Source organism: Hyphomonas sediminis (assembly GCF_019679475.1).
Taxonomy (GTDB): Bacteria; Pseudomonadota; Alphaproteobacteria; order Caulobacterales; family Hyphomonadaceae; genus Hyphomonas; species Hyphomonas sediminis.
In genome coordinates this window covers 909,450-929,125 of record NZ_JAIEZP010000001.1, presented here as the reverse complement: position 1 = coordinate 929,125, position 19,676 = coordinate 909,450, and the positions used below count along the sequence as shown (strand labels likewise).

The following is a 19,676-nucleotide window of genomic DNA, read 5'->3' as shown; positions in this document are numbered from 1 at the left end:
TCGGATTGAGGTTAGAAGATAGGTACCAATTCACCGAAAAACGACTCCTTTCGTGCGGTTGCGTCAATTTCGGCAGCGCTCATGGACAGGGTCAGCGCAAGCTGTGACAGGCGCCGGGATTGGTGTTGGATAACCTCTGGGGTGCTGGGGCCGCTTTCAGGCTGGAAGTGCAGGCGACCGCGGCGCAGGCGGATATGGACGCCGCCGAGGGTCGCGCCCCTGAATTCTTCTTTTGAAACAAGTGACTGAGCGAGACGCGCGAGACTGTCACCCCGCGGCTGGGTTTCGCGATCCGCGCAGACCTGTAGCAGAATGCCGAGTATGCGGGCGGCGAGTTCGGGCCGCAAACCGGTCATCGGGGTGGCGCGCAGGCCCGCCTCATTCCAGCTGACATTTGCGGCCAACCAGAGCCTGATCCGTGTATCCTCAAGCATTCTTAATGTCTGAAACCGGTCAGACAGTGTCAAAATGGGTACTTTGAGTGACACTTTGGTACACAAGAGGCGCCGCATACGGACACGCTCGAACGCCGGATTGTCGTTCGAGGGGTCGTCGGCCCAGCTGAAACCCTCCCCCTCCAGAAAGCGGCGAAGCGACGTGCGGGAGACCCCAAGCAGCGGGCGAGCGATGAACACCCCCTCCCCCTCCGGCCAGACCGGTGAGGACGACAGCGCGCGCATGCCGGCCAGACCATACCAGCCCGAGCCCTGGCGGGCACGCATGAGGAAGGTCTCGGCCTGATCGTCGGCTGTGTGGCCGGTGAGCAGGAGGCGCCCCCCTCTTTCCTTCAGCGCAGCGGAAAGCGCGGCGTGACGCCCGCGCCGGAGGGCGGACTGGCGGGGCGGAATGCCTTCGAGGCGGGAGGTTACGTGGGCGATGCCAAGGCTGGCGCAGAAGCGGCCAACCGCGTCAGCCTCCGCGCGCGCTTCGGGGCGGAGACCGTGATCGACGGTAATGGCGAAAACCGAACGCCCTGACGCCGCCGCCCAGCGATGGGCAAGGACCAGAAGCGCCAACGAGTCGCTGCCGCCGGACACGGCAACGCCAATGGGCGCCTCAAGCAGGACGGCAGGCAGCGCGCGCAGCGCCGCCTCGAAAGACGCTTCGGGGCTTAGCCCTTGCATCCCGAACGGGTGCGCTCAACGGCGGCGAGATCGCGCACGACCTTCGACGCATTAGGATAACGCTTGGGCAGCGTATCGAGCGCCTGGCAGGCTTTCGCCGGCTCGCCAATCAGCCGCATGGCGCGCGCAAGGCGGGCAAGCGCATCGGGCGCACGCTGATCGTCCGGGAAGGAACGGATCATCGTCGTGTAGGCCTGGCCGCTTTCGGCATAGAGGTTTTGCTGGTGAAGGGTTTCACCCAGCCAGAAATAGGCTTCGCCGGCCTGTCCGTCGCTCGGATACTTGTCGACGAATTTCTGGAAGGCGGCCTGAGAGCCGGCATAGTCCAGCGCAAGAAGACGCTGGCGCGCGACGGCAAAGAGGGGCGCAGCTTCTTCGGGAAGGTTTTCAGCGACGGCGGCGGCAGGCGTGGTCTGCACGGGCTGCGCAGGCGTCAATACCGACGGGCCAGCGCCCGAGCGCGCGCCGCCCGTAACCGCCTGACCAAATGTCTGGCCCGGCGCGCCGGCCGGTACGCCTGGATCAACCCCGCCCGCGGACGCGAAATCCTGCGGCGCAGGGCCCATCGGCAGAGAGCTGCCCAGCGATGCACCGTCCGCCCCCGGAAGACCCGGCACACCAACATCAAGGCCAAGCGTCATCTGGATGGCGGCGATGGCGCGCGCCTGCCCTTCTGCGATCTGGCGAAGCTCGGCATTCTGGGCGGCGAGCGCCTCATTATCCAGCGTCTGCTGCTTGTTGGCTTCGCGCATCCGCGAGAGTTCGAACTCGAGCGTCTCGATCCGGCCATTGAGCTGGTTGATCCGGTCGCCATTGCGATTGATCTCCAGCATCAGATCTGCCGTCTGCTGACGAGTCTGGTCGACCTGAACCGAAAGGTCTCCGGTGGTGACGCCCTTCACGATCGGGGCGCCGCGCGTCTGCGCCGTGGCGGCAGGCGTGGCAGCAAGTCCAAGAATGGCGAGGCCGGTAAGGGAGGCTTTCAGCATGAGGGGGTCTCCGGGTGCGGGGGCGTACTTCGGATGGGGACAGTAAAAAAACAGCCGGGGCCAAATTATGGCACCCGGCTATCCTTTTCATCTGCTAATCGCAGCAGGCGTCAGCTTAGCTGGTGGCGCCCGAAACGATCTGCGTCCACGAGTTGCGGTTCAGAGCCCACGACTCGTCGTTGGAACCGCCAGCGATCGGACGCTCTTTGCCGTAGGACACGGTGTCGACGCGCGAAGCGCTGACGCCGAGGCTGACAAGGTAGTCTTTCGCAGCAGACGCGCGGCGCTCGCCGAGGGCGAGGTTGTATTCACGCGTGCCGCGCTCGTCGGCGTTGCCAGCGACCAGAACGCGCACGTTCGGGTAAGCTTGCAGCCAGGCAGCCTGACGCTTCAGGATTTCCTGGTCGTCGGAGTCGAGGCTCCATTGGTCAAGGTCGAAGTAAACGCGCTCGCCAACGTTCACGCGGAAGTCTTCCAGCGAGCCCGGTTTGATCGAGGATTCGACAACCGGCTCAGTCACGACGGTTTCGGTTTCCGTCACGGGTTCTTCAACCGGCGGAGGGGTGACCGGCGTATCGTCAACCGGCGGCGGGCGAGAAGCGCAAGCAGCCGTGGCGGCCAGAAGAGCAGCAGCGGCAGAGGCTTTCAGGAGGGTATGCATGTGTCGGGGCTCCAAGGTTATTTCAGTAGGCACTTTACGGACCAGGTTGCGGTATCTTTGTGACAGCGGCCGTCTAGCGGGCCTATATTTCCTTATTCTGACTGTTTTACCGCGACAATCTGTATTCCGGCGAATTTTTCGCCCCTCGTGCTGTTTTTGCCACAAAATGGCCTCATTTGGGGCAGTTGCCCGGCACTTTGGCGCCGGGCACCACATTACATTACTGCAATACAGGCGACCAAGCGGGGTCAGAGGCGTCTGTCTGGGTCATCACACGGCGTTCGTTGCGGCCCGAAAGGTCAACTGACCAGAGTTGCGGACCCGCACCCGGACGGTTTTCGCGGAAGTAAACGATGACACGGCCATTGGGCGACCAGTCGGGACCTTCATTGAGATAAGCCTCGGTGAGGAGACGCTCTCCCTGCCCATCGGTTCCAATGACGCCGATATAAAACTTGCCGCTTTCCTGCTTGGTGAAGGCGATCAGATCGCCGCGTGGCGACCAGACAGGCGTGGAATAACGCCCGCGCCCGAAGGTGATGCGGCAGGCCGTATCGCGGCCACCCGAAGGACAGGCGCGCGGGCTGCCATCGGTGTTCATGATGTAGAGCTGCGGTGTACCGCCCCGGTCGGAGTTGAACACGATGGATTTGCCATCCGGCGACATCGACGGCGAGGTATCAATCGCCGGATGGTCGGTCAGACGCCGGCTTTCACGCGTGCGCAGGTTCATGATGTAAATGTCGGTATTCCCGCGCTGGGCCTGGGAGAGCAGCACGCTCTGGCCATCGGTCGCAAAGCGCGGAGCGAAGGTCATGCCGGGGAAGTTGCCGAGAAGCTCCTGACGGCCTGTCCCGATATTGAAGAGGTAGACGCGCGGGCGGCCGCCTTCATAAGACATGTAGGTGATTTCCTGGGCCGAGGGGCTGAAGCGTGGCGTCAGCACGGTCGAGCGGCCTGAGGTGAGATATTGCTGGTTGGCGCCATCGCTGTCCATGATGGCGAGCCGCTTCACACGTTCCGTCTTCGGACCAGTTTCGGCGATATAGACGATGCGCGTATCGAAATACGGGTCTTCACCAGTCAGACGCGTGTAAATCGAGTCGGCAATCTTGTGAGCAATGCGGCGCCAATTTTCTGGCGTTGTGGCCAGGCGGCGTCCGGGCTCGCCATTGATCTGCATCAGCTCACCGCCATAAACATCCCAAAGGCGGAAGGAGACGGCGAACTTGCCATCCGGCAGCTCTTCGAATGCACCCACGACAAGGGCATCGGTGCGGATGATTTTCCAATCGGCAAAGCGCGGCTCGGCATTGATCGAGAGATCGCGCTGGATGAAGGAGGCCGGGTTCTGCATGTCGAACAGGCCGGTGGAGGCAAGGTCGGCGCGCACTACATCGGCTATCTGCTTGGCAAGCTGGGTGTTGCTTCCCGTCACCTGGAAGTCCGGAATGGCGATCGGGGTGGGCTTGTAATTCCCTTCATCCACACGAACTACCAGCTGGGCACTGGCCGGAGCGGCCAGCCCCAAGGCAAGCGCGATGACAGCCAGGAGCGGCATCAGGCGTTTCAGCATCAGTTCGGACTCCTCATCGAATTCATGGCGCGCGGTCGCCTCACCCCTGCTTGGGGCCGAGCGTTACGCTGATATCTTTCCAAAGCTCATAGTCTTCCGGCGGCAACCGGTAATTCGTCTCGCCGCATTTGCGCACTGCAAGCAGGGCGCGGTCAACAGCAATGCCAGAGCGGCCCACGGGGCGCGAGCGCGGATCGACCAGCTTCGAGCTGATCAGAGACCCATCGCGGCCAAGCTGCAGGCTGATTGTCACATCGATCTGGTGTTCGGGCGGGAGGTCGTCGACCGACACCCAGCATTCACCGATCTGGCGGCGCAAAGCGGCTTGAAGCGAGGCGGTCGCGCCGGTGCGCGCCCCTGCCCCCTGCTGGTCGCGGTCTGAATTGGCAAGCAGCGGACGGTCGGTCTGCTGCGCGTCCGGGCGCTGTTCAGCCGTCCGCTTCGACTGAAGCGTGCTCTCCAGGTCGTTCAGGAAGTCGAGGTCATCCTTCGGCTTGGCCGGCGGCTTTTCCACCGGCTTGGGCTTGGGTTTGGGCTCTTCTTTCTTTGGCTCGGGTTTGGGCTCCGGCTTTTTCGGCGGCTCGGGCTGGCGCGGGTCCGGCACCTCCACCTCAGGCTCAGGCTCAGGCTCTGCCGCTTCAGGCTCGGGCGGCGGCAAGGTTTCTTCAACCTGCTCGGGAGCCGCTTCAGGCTCAGGCTCCGGCAATGGCGTATCTGACTTGCGCAGCTCCGCGACATCGGAAATCCGGCCAATTTCCAGGAAGTCGATCGGCAGGTCTGCGGAGGAAGCGCACTGGGGCAGCTGCATCAGGATCTCGACCGAGCTGATGCCCGGCTGCTCGCGGCGCAGGCGCTCGATGCTCTCCTCACACTCATCCGTCTTGTGCGGCCATGCCATTCCGCTCACGCCTATTATGGCGCCATGCACCGCAATCGAAAAAGCGACACCGGCCGAATAGCGCGACCCATTTCTCTGATCTATGCCCCCCAACATGGCGATCATGATCGCGCAAAGAATTAAGCCAGGAAGATAGCCCAGCGCGCCAACAGTCAGAAAGGCAAGCTGCGTAGCTGTTGCAGCATCAACAGATGCTCCCTCCGACGAAGGAAAATATGCGAGAAAAACAAGCCAAACCAAGAGCCCAAACAGAAGCTGCGAGAAGGGTAAGGCAACGAACATCCGCAGACGGAGACCAGCGCGCTTCCACGCAGGCTGGAACACCAACGCAATCCCATAGGATAGCAGGAAGCTGATCGCAGCAACCGCGAGAACCCCGACAAGAAATGCGTTGATAAGGAACGACATCTCGTAGCTGCTATTATCCTACTTCTTCTGTTCGGTTACGAACGACATGCGGGTGAAGCCGGCGCCGCGGACTTCGGCGGTCACCTGCATCACGACGCCATAAGGCACGGCTTCATCGGCATAGAGAAAGACGTCCTTGTCATACCCCTCCCCCACGATCGCCTGGAGCTGGGCGCCGAGGCCGTCGATGTCCATTTCCGTCTGCTGGACGAGGACCGTGCCATCGGCCTTGATCCAGACCGTGAGCGGGGCGTCGTTGGGATCGGATTTGAGCGGGGCGGAGGTGGTCTTGGGCAGGGTGAGCTGCTCGCCGCGCACCAGCATCGGCGCTGTCACCATGAAGACGATCAGCAGCACCAGCATGACATCCACAAAGGGGGTCACGTTGATTTCGGCATTGAGGGCGCGCCGGCCGCGCCGCCCGCCTTTGCCACCTGAACCGAGGATCAGTCCCATCGCGCGCGCCTCTTACTTGCCGCCAGCGTCCGATGCGCGCCGGGAAAGGCGCACGAGGACATCCTGGGAAAAGGTGTCGAGCTGGTCGGCGAGCTTGGTCACGTCCGACGTGAACTTGTTATAGAAAATGACCGCCGGGATGGCGGCGATGAGGCCGAGGCCGGTGGCGAAGAGGGCTTCGGCAATCGGGCCGGCAACGGTGCCGAGGCTGGTATCCTGCTGTTCGGCGATGTTCAGGAAGGCGTTCATGATGCCCCAGACCGTGCCGAAGAGGCCGATGAAGGGCGAGGCCGAACCGATGGTGGCGAGCACGGACATACCGGCGCTGGCGCGGGCGACTTCGCGGTCGACAGCGGCGCGCATGGAGCGTTCAGCGCGGCTGACCAGCGCGGCGGCCTCCCCGGTGGAGGCGACGGGCCGGCCCGCATCGGACCACTCACGCGCGGCAGAAATGAAAACCCGGCTGGCCGGGTCCTTGCCGCCCTGGCCGGGGCGCATATCGATCTCGCCGGCGCGGCCGCTCCAAAAGGCCTCCTCGAACTCGCGCGAAGCCTTCTTCAGAGCGCCGAGCTTGAAGAACTTCTCCCCGATTACAATCCAGGACCAGACCGAAGCCAGGAACAGCGCCAGCAGCACAAGTTTCACAACCGGGTCAGCGGCCATCAGCAGGCTGAACAGGGAAAAATCCGAATGGCTGGCTACCGCTTCGATCGCTTCCGTTTCCATAGGTCTCGTCATCTCCTTGGCGAGCCAGGGCAAATCGCAGCGCCCCGGACCGCATCTGCGGTACCAGAAATGCGGGGGGGTTCAACTGCGGCCACTGGTTATTTCTGCTCTGTAATCTATCGCAAATCCGGCAGAAACACGGCGTGTTGCAGGCTTTGCGCAGTCGCCGGGCACGTTAGTGCCTACTGGTTAAGCCATTATGGCGAAATCTTAATCTTGCTGGCGCCAGCGATAGGCCTCCAGATGATCCGCTATCTCCTTGATAGGACGGCGCAAGCGGCCATCGGCATGGATCATCACGGCCGTGATTTCACCCTCGGCGAGGACTTCATCCCCCCGCAGGCAGGACTGGGAAAACCGGATACGGGGACCATCCATGCCGAGGTAGCGCGTGCGAATATGCAGCAGATCATCCACCTTGGCCGGTTTCCGATAGGTGACGTTCACATTCGTAAGCGTAAAGGCGGCAGGATCTTCCCGCGCCAGAAGGGACTGGTGCGAGATGCCCGCATCGCGCAGATGGTCCGACCGGCCCCGCTCGAAGAAGCGCAGATAGTTGGCGTGATACACCATGCCGGTGAAATCGGTGTCTTCATAATAGACGCGCACCGCAATCCAGTGCTGGCGGGCGTCATCGAAATTCTGGGCGTCGAGAACAGGAAGGGTCATGCTCCGCTCGTATCAGACTTCCGCGCCAGCATGAAGGCATGGGCGAGCGTATCGACGAGGGACAGCGCGGCGGCCAGGTCTGCAGCCGTCTGTTGTACCGTCTCCGCGTTCCAGTCGCCGGTGACCACATCCATCAGCGCAAAGCGGTTGGCGCCGGGAAAGTCGAAGACCAGCCGGTCGCCCTTGCCGACGGCGCGGTATTCCCCGCCCCCGGCGAGCGCGATAACCCGCTCGATCACTGCCGGATTGAAGATGGCGCGCGCCTCGACCTGATCGGAAGAACGAAGCTTGTAGAGCTGGTCGAACGCCTTCGGACCGAGATCAACCTCCTGCAACCTCACATCGCTGGCATCCTGCGGCCAGCTTGCCTTGCGGGATTTCATTTGCGTGATGCCATGCAGCGCCAGCGGCGCTTCGAGCACAACGACAAGGTGGTAGATGTCCGGATTTTCCTCGACCTTCTCGATCCATTCGAACAGTTCGAAATCGACCCCGCCCCGGCGCCCGTGGAATCCATCCTCCACGCGCGACTGGCCGGCGGCCATCTTCTGGTACTTTTCCTTCTGCTCGGCCGAGCCGACAACATAAACATTCGCTTCGATCATCAGCCCGGCTTCACGCGCCGCATCGACCGCCGCCTCCATGCCGGCGGTTTCGTCGAAGACAGCGGCGGCGTCCTTCAACTCCTGCGGCGCCCAGGATTGCTCGGCCATCCATTTGATTGCGGCCGGCGGCCCGCCGGGCGTCGGCACATAGGTCAGTCCCAGCTTTTCGCCCAGCAGGGACAGCGCCCGGCTGCGCACGAGGAAGCGGGTTTTCGCTTCCAGCATCAGCTTGATCAGCGAGCCCCGGACCAGAAACACCACCCCAATGATGCTCCCGAAGAAGAGCAGCGGGAACAGGATGAAGACGAGCGTCTCGCCCCACCATGTGTCCGGCATGATGGCCTGCACGATCATGAAGGTGATCACGAAGGCGATGAAGCCGCCGGTGAATGCGCGGCTGAGGCGTCCTCGCAGCTTCTTGCCGTTGCCCGGCGCGAGCGTGTCGCTTTCGAGAACGGGTACAACCTCAGCCTCGGCATACGCCTGCAGCCCGGCAAACCCGTCCACCCGCTCAATGTCGTCCCACCCCATCGTCATACGTAAACGCTAGCAGCGGCGTCCTGCGGCGTCATCCCTCATAACGGGGGGATCAGTGCGGGAGTAAGCTGAGTTATGCCGAATGCTTCTTCCTCCCCTGCCTGGCTGCCCGTTCTGCGCGGATTGCGGCACCGCTGCCCGGCCTGCGGCGAGGGCAAGCTCTATCAGCGCTATCTGAAACAGATGGACGTATGTGCGGCCTGCGGCGCGCCGATCGGGAAGATCCGCGCCGAGGATGGCCCGCCCTGGCTGACCGTGCTCTGCCTCGGTCCATTCCTGGCGGGGCTGACCTTCATCAGCTCCCGGCAGGAAAGCTGGCCGATGTGGCTGACGCTGCCCGCGCTGAGCCTGTTTGCGATTGGCGCCGTGCTGACCCTCCTGCCCCGGATCAAAGGCGCGATCATCGGCCTTTTCTGGTCGATGGGCGCGCATGAACAGGAAGAAGACGCCTAGTCCTCCTCGCCGAATAAAGCCGACTGCTGACCATTTGGCGGCTTCAGGCCAAGGCGCTCATAGGCAAGCGGGGCGGCCACCCGGCCACGCGGCGTGCGCGCCACATAGCCTTTCTGCATCAGGTAAGGCTCGATCACATCTTCCACTGCGTCGCGCGCTTCAGAGAGGGCGGCGGCCAGCGTATCGGCGCCGACCGGGCCACCGGCATAGGTTTTCACCAGCGCGTGGAGATAGCGCCGGTCCAGCGCGTCGAGGCCATCCTCGTCAATCTCCAGCCGCTTGAGCGCCTTGGCAGCAGAAGCGCGATTGATCGCGGCGCCATCGGCCTCGGCAAAATCCCTCACGCGGCGCAGGAGGCGCAGCGCGATGCGCGGCGTGCCCCGCGCGCGGGTGGCGATTTCGACCGCGCCATCTTCCGTAATCTGAGCACCGAGTTTGCGCCCGGCTGCCATGATGATGCGGCCCAGTTCCTCGCCTTCATAAAACTCAAGCCGGACGGGAATGCCAAACCGGTCGCGCAGCGGCGTTGCCAGAAGGCCCGCGCGCGTGGTGGCGCCGACCAGCGTGAAGGGCGCAAGATCGAGCCGCACGGAGCGCGCCGCCGGCCCCTCCCCGATCACGATATCGAGGGCATAATCCTCCATCGCCGGATAGAGGATTTCCTCCACCACAGCCGGAAGGCGGTGGATCTCGTCAATGAAGAGAACGTCATTGGGCTCAAGATTGGTGAGGATGGCGGCAAGGTCGCCCGCCTTGGCAATCACCGGGCCGGACGTGGCGCGGAAGCCCACGCCCATTTCCCGCGCGAGGATCTGCGCCAGCGTCGTCTTGCCAAGGCCGGGCGGGCCGAACAGCAACACATGGTCGAGCGCTTCCTTCCGGCCGCGCGCCGCATCGACATACACCTTCAGGTTTGCCTTCGCCTTGCGCTGACCGACATAATCGTCGAACGTCTGTGGACGGAGCGCACGATCCAGCGCGTCCGGCCCCTGGGCATTTGGATCAGAGAGGCTTCCTTCGCGGCTCACCGCGCCAGCTCCTTCAGCGCGCCTTTGACGAGGGCGCCGACTTCATCGGCGCCGTCCTTGGCAGCCGCCGCGACGGCCTTGGCGGCCTCACCCTGCGTATAGCCGAGATTGACGAGCGCGCTGACCGCTTCCGCGCGCGAACCTGTTCCGCCAGACACCGGCTGCGCCGAAGCGAGCCCTGCGACAGCGGCAACCTCGAACTTGCCGAAACGGCCGAGCGGGGGCGCCTTGCCGGTAAGCTCTGTAACGATCCGTTCCCCGAGCTTCTTGCCGATGCCCTTGGCGCGGGTGAAGGCGCCGGCATCGCCAAGCGCGATGGCATCCATGATCTCTGCCGGGGCCAGCCCGTCGAGAATGGCGAGGGCAGACTTTCCGGCAACGCCGGGCACATCCTGAAGGCGCACGAACCAGGCGCGCTCTTCATCCGTGGCGAAGGCAAAAAGAGTGATCGAGCTTTCGGTGACGCGCGTTTCGATATGCGCGGTGATCTTGTCGCCAGTCTGCAGTTTCGACAGGAGGCGCGTTCCGGCGAGCGCGACATAGCCGACGCCGTTTACATCGATCAGCACATGGTCGAGCCCGACGGCGGCGACCTCTCCCTTCAGGCGCCCGATAATCATGCCGCCCCCTTCTTGATCTGCTGCATGGGCAGGTGATGCGCCGCGCAGATGGCGCAGGCAAGGGCGTCGGCTGCGTCGAGCTTCATCTCCCCTGCCCGGGGGAGCAGGCGCTGGACCATGAACTTCACCTGTTCCTTATCCGCCGTGCCGGTGCCGACGATGGCCAGCTTGATCTGGCGGGGGGCAAATTCGGCTACCGGAATGCCCGCCATCGCAAGGGCCGCCATGGCCGCGCCGCGCGCCTGGCCAAGCTTCAGCGCCGAGCGCGGGTTTGCGTTGACGATGGTTTCCTCAACCCCGGCCGCGTCGGGCGCGTAATGCCGGGCCAGCTCGCCCACCGCCTCGAAGATATGGCCAAGGCGCTCGGCCATCGACAGGTCCGTCGGGGCCTCGATGACGCCATGGGCCACATGGGCAAGGCGCGCGCCGGTCTGCTCGATGATGCCCCAGCCTGTATGGCGGAGGCCGGGGTCGATGCCGAGGATGCGAATCGGGGTGCTCATCAGCACCACCCTATCAGCGCGGATAGTTAAGGACAGTTTGAATTTTCACTCTTTGTTCGCGTTGGCAGGCCACCCCCGACACGAAAACCGCGCCGATCCCGGCAAGGGCGGCGCGGTTTCCGATCAGGCGGGATGCCTGTGAGGCTTATTCTTCCATGCGCGGGACGAGGACGCCATCGATGACATGGATGACGCCGTTGCCGGCATCGATGTCGCCTTCGGTGACCGTGAACTGGTTCACCATCACCGAGCCGTCTGCCGTGCGGCGGACCGAGAGGTCGAGATTGTTGATGCTGACGGTGGCGGTGCCGGCTTCCTCAGCCGGGACTTCGGCGGCCAGAACCTTGCCGGGAATGACATGGTAGCTGACGATGCGGACGAGCTTGTCCTTGTTCTCCGGCAGGAGCAGCTGGTCGAGCTCGCCCGCCGGCAGAGCGGCGAAGGCATCATTGGTCGGGGCGAAGATCGTGTACGGGCCGGGGCCGGCCAGCGTCTCGGTCAGGCCTGCGGCATCAACAGCCGCCAGCAGGCTGGAGAATTCCGGACGGGTGGCGAGCACATCGACCAGGGTTTCAGCCTCGGCGGGCGTTGCCGTGTCTTCGGCAATGGCCTCGTCGATCGGGGTGTCAACTGCTTCGACAGGCGGAGGCGCAACCGTAGGCGTGCCTTCCTCGACAGCGGGCGAACAGGCCGCGAGGACAATCGCGCTCGCAGCGGCGGCAAAGAGAAACGGTTTCATGCGTGGGGTTCCTTTTGAAAGTGCGCCGGAAACCGGACCGCACCCGGCGGTTCGGCTTCACACCCATGCGCAACGCGCGAACCGCCTGAAAGCTCCCAAAATTCCGCGGCTTTTTCGCGGCATTGTCGTGGCGAAGCCTTGCCGGCCTCAGCTCATCCACTTCAGGACGCGCGGCTCGATCGGGTTGACGAAGGCCCGGTCGTCGGTGCGGGCTGCGGTCCATTCGCGTTTCAGCGTCTGATACCATTTGGCCTGAACGTCGATGTCATCGATCCAGAGCATGGCTTTCTGGTGGGCCATGCCTTCATTCTGCAGGTCCACCATGCGGCCATCCTGCGCCAGGAAGGTCTTGCCCATGCGCTTGGCCATCGGAATGGCAAGGTTGAGCAGCGGCGCGCCGGTCCACCAGGTGAACTGGGTGATCCGTGTACGTTTGGGAGCTTCCGGCGTCAGGCAGGTGAGCGTCAGCAGGCGCGCGGTTGCGTTGGAGATGATCTCCCAGCGATAGCCCGGCAGCTGAAACCGGATCTCCGTCATCACATCCCCACCAAACACCCAGCGATAGAGCTTGGAGTTGGACGAAGGCGCGTGCCGGTCAATCGCCCAGCCCCGCTCTGTCGGAATGAACGGCTTCTGCTTCAGCTTCAGCCCGGTCGATGGCGGACGCCACCACCATTGATTATGCACGAAGGGCACATGCGCCGGGTCCATCAGACCGACCACGGCATCGTCCATATGGGCATTGAAGAGATCATGGATGACGAATTTGGGCTTGTCCGGCAACGGCCCGAAATCCGGCGGCGGAACAGCCGGCTCGCCCACAACACGCGGATCATGCGCCACATAGATATAGACCGCGCCATTGGCCTCATGCACCGGATAGCGGCGCACTTTGACCCTGGACGGATCATACGGGCTGCCCTCGGTGAGGCTCGGCATCAGCTTGCAGCCGCCATCAGTGCCGAAGCGCCAGCCATGATACGGGCACTGAAGGGTCCACTCCCCCTCGGTCTGAACCTGCTGGCCGGCAGAAAGCGGCACAAGGCGGTGGGGGCAGATATCCCTAAGGGCAAATGCCTCCCCCGCCGGTGTGCGGCCCACCACGACCGGTTCACCCAGCATCATGATCCGGCGCTGCGTGCCGGACTTCAGCTCCGCAGACGGCGCCGCCAGATACCAGCTATCCGTCAGGAAGCCGTCTGGCGTGATGCCTGCCTTCGGCTGGCTGTGCTGGGTGTCGGCCACGAGGCGCCCTACTCCACGCGCGTGACCGAAACGGTCACTTCAAAAGTGCCTTCGGGTGCTGCGGCTTCCCAGGAGCGACCCTCGGTGAGCTTCACGACGCCCGTGCCTTCGGAGAGGGCCTTGAGGTCGAAGCTCATATAATGGTTGCCGCCGGTAAAGCCGGGAAGGCTCTGCATGGCCGGATTGGTGCCACGCGAGCGCTCACCGGTCAGTTCCAGGAAGTCCGGCTTCTCCACGATCTGCCAGATATAGCCAGCGGTCGGGACAGTCTCGAGTTCGATGCGCAGCGTTTCACCGGCCGGGAGGGTGACTTCCGTGCCCGCCTTGTCTTCGCCGACATAAAAAACGCCGGCTTCGGCTTCCTGCTGAGCGGCCTTCGCCGCAGCGGCCTGCTCTTCTTCGGTCGGAGCTTGAGGCATCTCCAACTCTTCATAACCATCGGTCACATCATCGGAAACCGAAGGCGGGTCGATCGTGCCGGCATCGATCTCTCCCCCTTCTCCGGCGCCACACGCCGCCAGCCCCAGCACCGCTGCGGCCGAAACGGCCAGACCAATAGATTTCCGCATGAGAGGCTCCTTAATATCCAACACTCTGATTCTACCGCTAAGATCACGGCAGCGCCAAGGCAACTGGACACAATGTACGGCACCTGCCGCAGGAAGGCGGTCAGCCGTCGATCTGGGCGGAGAATTCGGCCTGCCCGCCGCCATCGCGGAAATATCGCATCCAGAAGCTGCGCAGCTTCGCGTCCAGCTCCGCCGGCAAAGGCGAGCGCGCCTTATCATGCAGGCGGCCATAGCCGATGATGCGGACGCCGGTTCCCTGCGTGTGGGCCTCCGCCCCATGCTCGCGCACGACAGACATCAGCTGGTCCTCGTCCATGGCGGCGAAATTAGCCCAGGAGATCATGTCGCTGTTTTCCAGCATGTCAGAATAAACGACGATCTGGGTGTAGGGTTTGGCCGAGCTGTTCCCGGTCCAGTGGCCGAGCGTGCGGATAATGTCCGAGCCCGACGCATCTTCCGCAGTGTTGACGATCTCGCGCAGCGATCCGGCCAGCGTGGCGGCAAATTGCTGGCTGTCCTGCTTGGCCTTCATCGTGGAACAGGAGCCCGCGATCTCATCCATCAGCCCGGACGCCGCCGGGCAACCCGGCTTGCACGCATTGGCGAGGCGCTTGGTGTTGGAATAATGGTCCGAGATCGTGGCGATGATGATCCGGTCGCCCGTCTCCAGATGGTCGACCACGCTGCCGAGGCTTTCCATCAGGCGCGTCTGGTCGCCTGCATCGAAGGTCGTCGTGCGGTCAATCAGGAACAGGGTCGATCGGTCGCTGAGCGTGCAGTAATCGTCAGCCGTGCGGTTCACGAAGCCTTCGCCGCCGGAACAGGCCGCCAGCATCCCGAGCGCAAGAACCGGCAGGGCGCGCCGGAAACCGGAAAACATCTTCATCGGATCAGGCGCTGGCCCTGTTGATCTGGTTGGCATGGCGGCGCAATTCAATCGCCTCGGCATCGGCGCGCTGACCCTTGATATGGGCAAGCTTCTTTTCCGCTTTCTTGCGCTGGATATCCACCGCCTGAAAATCCGGATGGGGATCATGCGCGAAATACGAGGCCGTCAACCCCACTGCGATGATGCCCATATTGATGGCAAAGAAGATCCAGCCGGAAATGCCAAGACCCGCCTTGAACATCTCCCCGGCCGCCTGCACGGCGCCCGTGCCGGCCAGCATATCTGAGAAGCTCGCCTGAGGTTGGGTCTCGAAGTCGAGATACCCTTGGCGCAACACCGAGACGCCATAAACCAACGCAAACATGATGGCCGTGATCAGTACGATCTGAACGAGGCTGCTGACCCAACCGGATTTGCGGATGTGATAGCCGAAGCGGCAAAACAGCAGGCCCAGCCGGTGAGCCAGCGTCACGAGGATCACGCCGACAAGAAAGGCCACACCGAGCGACACTGTCGGGCTTTCGCGGAAGAACAGCTCGAAGCTCAACCGGTTCACCGGAACCTCGAACAGCATCAGAGCGAGCATCAAGGGCCAGTAGAAGATGGCACGCGCATAGCGCGGCTGGCGTTCGACCTCGGCCTGAATGGAGTCCCATCTTGCCGCCAGCGTTTCGACGGATTCCTGTGCGTCGCTGACGCGGCCGCCATACCGGGTTTCAATGGAGGCCATCTGGCCGGCATGCAGATCGGTCAACCGCTCGATCTTGGCACTTTTCGCAGCCGCACGGTCGGCAGATTTGTCATTTCCAACGACACGCAAGGAGGATGAGCTCCGATCCGGGTTGTCCGCCATAGGCTGTTCCTCCAGACGTTGGACGAAAGTTAACTGAGCTTTACCCCCCTCGCAAGAACCAGTCCCACATGCTGATACTTAAAGGCGCCGCCTGCACCCACTTTCCCAGCCGGGAAGTGCCCGCTATATGCCGCAAATGACTCCGCGCGACAAAATCCGTAATTTTTCGATCATTGCCCATATCGACCATGGGAAATCGACCCTTGCTGACCGCCTGATTCAGGCGTGCGGCGGCCTCTCCGACAGGGAGATGAGCGAACAGGTGCTCGATTCCATGGATATCGAGAAAGAACGGGGCATCACCATCAAGGCCCAGACCGTCCGCCTGAAATACGCGGCGCAGGACGGGGAAGAGTATGTCCTGAACCTGATGGACACGCCCGGACACGTGGACTTCGCCTATGAAGTCTCCCGCTGCCTGGCCGCCTGTGAAGGTTCACTGCTGGTGGTCGACGCCTCGCAAGGCGTGGAGGCCCAGACGCTGGCCAACGTTTATCAGGCCATCGACCAGAACCATGAGATCGTGCCGGTTCTCAACAAGATCGACCTGCCGGCCGCTGACGTGGACCGCGTGAAGGAGCAGATCGAGGAGATCATCGGTCTCGACGCTTCTGACGCTGTCCAGATTTCGGCCAAGACCGGCCTTGGCATTCCCGATGTGCTCGAAGCCATCGTCACGCGCCTGCCCCCGCCACGCGGCGGCGATCAGGCCGCGCCGCTGAAAGCTGCGCTCGTTGACGCCTATTACGACCCCTATCTCGGCGTCGTGGTCATCGTTCGCGTGCATGACGGCGTGCTGAAGAAGAAACAGCAGATCCGCATGATGCGCACCGGCGGCGTCTACGAGATCGACAAGGTCGGCACGTTCAACCCGAAGCTCACCGAAACCGATGCCCTCGGCCCCGGCGAGGTCGGCTATTTCGTCGCCTCGATCAAGGAAGTCGGCGACTGTTCGATCGGTGACACGATCACCGAGGACAAGCGGCCTACAGACAAAGCATTACCCGGCTATAAGGACGTGCAGCCGGTCGTCTTCTGCGGCCTTTTCCCGATGGATGCCGGCGACTTTGACGACCTGCGCGCCGCAATGGGCAAGCTGCGCCTGAACGACGCCTCCTTCACCTGGGAAATGGAAACCTCCGCCGCACTCGGCATGGGCTTCCGCTGCGGCTTCCTTGGCCTGCTCCACCTTGAGATCATCCAGGAGCGCCTCAGCCGCGAGTTCGACCTCGACCTCATCGCGACCGCGCCCAGCGTGGTCTATGAAATGACGATGACGGACGGCACGGAAATCGAGCTGCATAACCCGGCCGACATGCCGGATATTGTCCGTATCTCGGAAATCCGCGAGCCGTGGATTGCCGCAACCATCTACACGCCGGACGAATATCTCGGCTCGATCCTGAAACTCTGCCAGGACCGCCGCGGCATCCAGACCGAGCTGTCCTATGTGGGCGGGCGGGCCTGCGTGAAATACGAACTGCCGCTCAACGAAGTGGTGTTCGATTTCTACGACCGCCTCAAATCCATCTCGCGCGGCTATGCGAGCTTTGACTACACCATCATCGGCCACCGCGCCGAAAACCTGGTCAAGCTGCAGATCCTTGTGAACGAAGAGCCTGTCGACGCCCTCGCCATGCTGGTCCACCGCGACCGCGCCGAGAGCCGTGGTCGCCAGATGTGCGAACGTCTGAAAGAGCTGATCCCGCGCCAGATGTTCAAGATCCCGATCCAGGCCGCCATCGGTGGCCGCGTGGTCGCGCGTGAAACCATCAGTGCCATGAGGAAAGACGTGACCGCGAAATGCTATGGCGGCGACGCCACGCGCAAACGCAAACTCCTCGACAAGCAAAAGGCCGGCAAGGCCCGCATGCGCCAGTTCGGCAAGGTGGAAATCCCGCAGGAAGCCTTCGTGGCAGCCCTCCGGATGGATGGGGATTGATCATCGAGAAAGACCGGCTTTATACAGAGTTTATATATAGAGCCTGAATTTCGTCGGTGCGCGCGCAACCGAACCGCCGAAGACTAACCTAATCTATTAGGCCTTGTTTGGAAGACTTGGCGAGAACTTTGAACGTCGCCGCTTCTGAGCATCTTTGAAGCAGACCCGCCCCAAAAAACTTTCCTTTTTCAATAGGCCATTGAATCATGGCAATGGGTGACACAACGTTAGCCTCCCCCTGAACATTGGGATAGCCTTGACGCAATTTATCGAAGTCTGGCTCAATGCGATCAGGGCGCACACGCTTTGCTGATGTCGCATTATAGGATAGCAAGGGGCCTTTATAGGCATCCACAATTTGTATCTTGCCAGCCTCTAAACGAAATACAGCCGCTCTATCAGAGTGACCCAGCCCCCTGAATTCCGGCCATGATTTTGCAGACTCTCTCGATTAGAGAGGATGACACATGCGCAAGAGCAGATTCACAGACGAGCAGATCATTGCGATGATCCGGGAGCACGAGAGTGGCGTGAAGACCAACGGCAGACATCTGCCGCAAGTACGGTCTGTCGGATGCGACCTTCTACAAGCTGAAGGCCAAATTTGGCGGGATGACGGTGTCGGACGCCCAGCGGCTGCGGACGCTGGAGACCGAGAACAGCAAGCTGAAGCGCCTGCTGGCCGAGGCAATGCTGGACAATGCAGCGCTGAAGGATCTTGCGTCAAAAAACTTCTGACGCCCGATGTCAAACGCAAGGCCGTGCAGCACCTGATGGAGGTGCATGAGCTGAGCGAACGTCGGGCCTGCAAGCTGGCTGAGCTGGACCGGTCAACGTTCCAATATGAGAAACAGGCAGGCGATGATGCTGTCATGCGGGAGCGTCTGCGGGCGCTGGCTGCGACCCGCCGCCGGTTTGGTTACCGTCGGCTGGGCATTCTGCTCGACCGCGAGGGGCTGGGCGCTAACCACAAGAAGGTGTTCCGGATCTACCAGGAGGAAGGTCTCGCCGTGAAGCGCCGGCGCGGCCGGAAGCGCGCAGTCGGCACCCGCAGCCCGATGCACCTCCCCGAGGGGCCGAACCAGAGATGGAGCCTCGACTTCGTCTCCGACGCCCTGAGCGATGGCAGGCGGTTCAGGACGCTCTGCGTCGTCGATGACTTCACACGCGAGGCCCTGGCGACGGTTGTCGATGTCTCGCTGTCGGGTATCCGCGTTGCGCGGGAACTCTCCCGTCTGATCGACCAGCGTGGCCGCCCTCAGATGATCGTCTCCGACAACGGCACGGAGCTGACCAGTCACGCGATCCTGAAATGGGTGAAGGAGGCCCGCATCGAATGGCACTACATTGCACCCGGAAAACCGACACAGAATGCGTTCGTGGAGTCGTTCAATGGCCGCCTGCGGGACGAATGCCTCAACGAACACCTGTTCGACCGGCTGAGCGAAGCTCGCAGCATAATCGAGACATGGCGGATCGACTACAATACTGTCCGCCCACATACATCCCTCGGCGGTCTCGCTCCGGCGATGTTCGCCGACCAGGCGCGGCGAGCCCGGCCCGCTTCGCCTGAGCTACGCAAGAGCTCCGCTCAGCGGGCCTTGACCACCCACCCCCAACCAGAAAGAAAGGCGAACAGAGTCTCCAATTAAACGGCCCGGATCAGGGGGCTGGGTCAAGAATAACAAACAGAGCCCATCTCGGAGTACGGCGTTCCACTGCTAACTTCGAATTGGCCCACCAGAACGTAGTCACCGGGCTCTACGGCTTTTACAGCGAACAGCGTACGGTTTTTAATGCGCTCTCCGCTAGCTTCGCGAAGTTCGTCTCCGGATCTGTCCTTAGCAAACCCAAAACCAATAGTGACAGTTTCCCCAACAAACTCCCGCGACTCGAGATTTACTCGACGAAATTTGTAGTCACTTAAGTTGCCGCGAACTTGCTGTAACTCCCCCGTAGTTACTAGAAGTGCTTGAGGAGTATTTGCATTGAAAGCCATATCGGGAGTTGGAATAGTATTGGCGCAAGCGGCACCAAATAAAAAAAGTATCGGCGCGCCACATCGTCCGAGTATTTTTTGAGCTTTCATCATCAGCCCGCCCCTTCCATATAGTAATCTACAACACCTCTTGCCGTAGATCTCATTCAAGCAAAATCATGTAATCGAGATGTCTCTGAGCCCTTTT

The 19,676-nt window shown here is 62.2% G+C and carries 21 protein-coding genes and 1 pseudogene; 3 read left to right on the top strand and 19 right to left on the bottom strand.

Annotated elements, in window-relative coordinates; translation table 11 throughout:
- Positions 1–11: 11 nt before the first annotated feature.
- From tilS to K1X12_RS04680, 9 genes are all read right to left on the bottom strand, one after another.
- Complete coding sequence (gene tilS / locus K1X12_RS04720; RefSeq protein ID WP_220986476.1) at positions 12–1,124, bottom strand: tRNA lysidine(34) synthetase TilS; 1,113 nt, start codon at positions 1,122–1,124, stop codon at positions 12–14.
- Positions 1,112–2,113, bottom strand: a complete 1,002-nt coding sequence (ybgF, locus tag K1X12_RS04715) for a tol-pal system protein YbgF (RefSeq protein WP_220986475.1) — start codon at positions 2,111–2,113, stop codon at positions 1,112–1,114. The genes tilS and ybgF overlap by 13 nt, the downstream gene beginning before the upstream one ends.
- 115 nt (positions 2,114–2,228) lie before the next feature.
- The gene (pal, locus tag K1X12_RS04710) at positions 2,229–2,774 is read right to left on the bottom strand and encodes a peptidoglycan-associated lipoprotein Pal (RefSeq protein WP_220986474.1); all 546 of its coding nucleotides are present in this window, start codon (positions 2,772–2,774) and stop codon (positions 2,229–2,231) included.
- A 220-nt stretch (positions 2,775–2,994) separates the two neighbouring features.
- Positions 2,995–4,350: a Tol-Pal system beta propeller repeat protein TolB gene (gene tolB, locus K1X12_RS04705; protein WP_220986473.1), complete on the bottom strand. Its 1,356-nt coding sequence runs from the start codon at positions 4,348–4,350 to the stop codon at positions 2,995–2,997.
- A 40-nt stretch (positions 4,351–4,390) separates the two neighbouring features.
- On the bottom strand, positions 4,391–5,248 hold the full coding sequence (gene tolA / locus K1X12_RS04700) for a cell envelope integrity protein TolA (protein WP_220986472.1): 858 nt from the start codon (positions 5,246–5,248) through the stop codon (positions 4,391–4,393).
- A 426-nt stretch (positions 5,249–5,674) separates the two neighbouring features.
- Complete coding sequence (locus tag K1X12_RS04695; RefSeq protein ID WP_220986471.1) at positions 5,675–6,112, bottom strand: ExbD/TolR family protein; 438 nt, start codon at positions 6,110–6,112, stop codon at positions 5,675–5,677.
- 12 nt (positions 6,113–6,124) lie between these two features.
- A complete protein-coding gene (locus K1X12_RS04690) occupies positions 6,125–6,838 on the bottom strand; it encodes a MotA/TolQ/ExbB proton channel family protein (RefSeq protein WP_220986470.1) in 714 nt (237 codons plus the stop codon).
- Between the two features lie 210 nt (positions 6,839–7,048).
- A complete protein-coding gene (locus K1X12_RS04685; protein WP_220986469.1) occupies positions 7,049–7,507 on the bottom strand; it encodes a YbgC/FadM family acyl-CoA thioesterase in 459 nt (152 codons plus the stop codon).
- Positions 7,504–8,649 (bottom strand): DUF3137 domain-containing protein, encoded by a 1,146-nt coding sequence (locus K1X12_RS04680; protein ID WP_220986468.1) that lies wholly within the window; start codon positions 8,647–8,649, stop codon positions 7,504–7,506. Before K1X12_RS04680 ends, K1X12_RS04685 begins: the two co-directional genes overlap by 4 nt.
- 75 nt (positions 8,650–8,724) lie before the next feature.
- On the opposite strand from K1X12_RS04680, the gene K1X12_RS04675 reads away from it, so the two are divergent.
- The gene (locus K1X12_RS04675; protein ID WP_220986467.1) at positions 8,725–9,102 is read left to right on the top strand and encodes a DUF983 domain-containing protein; all 378 of its coding nucleotides are present in this window, start codon (positions 8,725–8,727) and stop codon (positions 9,100–9,102) included.
- Here K1X12_RS04675 and ruvB read toward each other — a convergent pair.
- The 8 genes from ruvB to K1X12_RS04635 all read right to left on the bottom strand — a co-directional run bounded on the left by ruvB (position 9,099) and on the right by K1X12_RS04635 (position 15,515).
- On the bottom strand, positions 9,099–10,130 hold the full coding sequence (gene ruvB, locus K1X12_RS04670; RefSeq protein WP_220986466.1) for a Holliday junction branch migration DNA helicase RuvB: 1,032 nt from the start codon (positions 10,128–10,130) through the stop codon (positions 9,099–9,101). The genes K1X12_RS04675 and ruvB overlap by 4 nt on opposite strands.
- Positions 10,127–10,750 (bottom strand): Holliday junction branch migration protein RuvA, encoded by a 624-nt coding sequence (gene ruvA, locus K1X12_RS04665; protein WP_220986465.1) that lies wholly within the window; start codon positions 10,748–10,750, stop codon positions 10,127–10,129. The genes ruvB and ruvA overlap by 4 nt, the downstream gene beginning before the upstream one ends.
- Positions 10,747–11,253, bottom strand: a complete 507-nt coding sequence (ruvC, locus tag K1X12_RS04660; protein WP_220986464.1) for a crossover junction endodeoxyribonuclease RuvC — start codon at positions 11,251–11,253, stop codon at positions 10,747–10,749. The genes ruvA and ruvC overlap by 4 nt, the downstream gene beginning before the upstream one ends.
- A 145-nt stretch (positions 11,254–11,398) precedes the next feature.
- A complete protein-coding gene (locus tag K1X12_RS04655) occupies positions 11,399–11,992 on the bottom strand; it encodes a fasciclin domain-containing protein (RefSeq protein ID WP_220986463.1) in 594 nt (197 codons plus the stop codon).
- Positions 11,993–12,139: 147 nt separating this feature from the next.
- The gene (locus K1X12_RS04650) at positions 12,140–13,237 is read right to left on the bottom strand and encodes a Rieske 2Fe-2S domain-containing protein (protein ID WP_220986462.1); all 1,098 of its coding nucleotides are present in this window, start codon (positions 13,235–13,237) and stop codon (positions 12,140–12,142) included.
- A gap of 8 nt (positions 13,238–13,245) precedes the next feature.
- On the bottom strand, positions 13,246–13,806 hold the full coding sequence (locus tag K1X12_RS04645) for a protease inhibitor I42 family protein (RefSeq protein WP_220986461.1): 561 nt from the start codon (positions 13,804–13,806) through the stop codon (positions 13,246–13,248).
- A 100-nt stretch (positions 13,807–13,906) separates the two neighbouring features.
- Positions 13,907–14,728, bottom strand: coding sequence for a hypothetical protein (locus tag K1X12_RS04640; protein WP_220986460.1), 822 nt, complete (start codon positions 14,726–14,728; stop codon positions 13,907–13,909).
- Complete coding sequence (locus K1X12_RS04635; protein ID WP_220986459.1) at positions 14,697–15,515, bottom strand: hypothetical protein; 819 nt, start codon at positions 15,513–15,515, stop codon at positions 14,697–14,699. Before K1X12_RS04635 ends, K1X12_RS04640 begins: the two co-directional genes overlap by 32 nt.
- A 169-nt stretch (positions 15,516–15,684) precedes the next feature.
- Between K1X12_RS04635 and lepA the strand changes: the two genes are divergently transcribed.
- Positions 15,685–17,490 carry a translation elongation factor 4 gene (gene lepA, locus K1X12_RS04630; RefSeq protein WP_220988794.1) on the top strand — a complete coding sequence of 602 codons (1,806 nt, stop codon included), beginning with the start codon at positions 15,685–15,687 and terminating at the stop codon, positions 17,488–17,490.
- 88 nt (positions 17,491–17,578) lie between these two features.
- Here lepA and K1X12_RS04625 read toward each other — a convergent pair whose 3' ends face one another.
- A complete protein-coding gene (locus K1X12_RS04625; RefSeq protein ID WP_220986458.1) occupies positions 17,579–17,845 on the bottom strand; it encodes a hypothetical protein in 267 nt (88 codons plus the stop codon).
- A 112-nt stretch (positions 17,846–17,957) separates the two neighbouring features.
- Between K1X12_RS04625 and K1X12_RS04620 the strand changes: the two are divergent.
- Positions 17,958–19,142: pseudogene (locus K1X12_RS04620) on the top strand (IS3 family transposase).
- A gap of 23 nt (positions 19,143–19,165) precedes the next feature.
- Here K1X12_RS04620 and K1X12_RS04615 read toward each other — a convergent pair.
- Entirely contained in the window at positions 19,166–19,582 is a 417-nt protein-coding gene (locus K1X12_RS04615) for a hypothetical protein (protein WP_220986457.1), read from the bottom strand.
- Positions 19,583–19,676: the final 94 nt, after the last annotated feature.